Source organism: Achromobacter sp. F4_2707 (assembly GCF_047501535.1).
Lineage (GTDB): Bacteria > Pseudomonadota > Gammaproteobacteria > Burkholderiales > Burkholderiaceae_B > Yanghanlia.
The window spans coordinates 1-249 of record NZ_JAZDRJ010000042.1 but is presented as its reverse complement, the minus strand read 5'-3'; the positions used below and the strand labels follow the sequence as shown (position 1 = coordinate 249).

The following is a 249-nucleotide window of genomic DNA, read 5'->3' as shown; positions in this document are numbered from 1 at the left end:
ACGTATGAGGCCAAGCCCAATGTGAGCGGCACGGAAGAGTTTGTGTTCGTAATCACGGACGCTGATGGTGATACGGCGACGGATACGTTGACGGTGACGATCACTAAGGCCCAAGGTCCTGAGGGTGATGAGATTCAGGCTGTGACGGTCAATGAGTCGGGCCTGGTCGATGGCGATCCGAAGGCAGGTGGTGAGTTTGCGCTGGTGACGATTCCGACGGGCTTTGAGTTTGCTGGCGTGGTGACCCAG

1 protein-coding gene is annotated in these 249 nt (G+C 57.4%); it reads left to right on the top strand.

Annotated elements, in window-relative coordinates:
* Positions 1 to 249 (top strand): hypothetical protein (locus tag VRY85_RS14930; protein WP_414599390.1); only part of this gene is annotated, 249 nt, incomplete at both ends.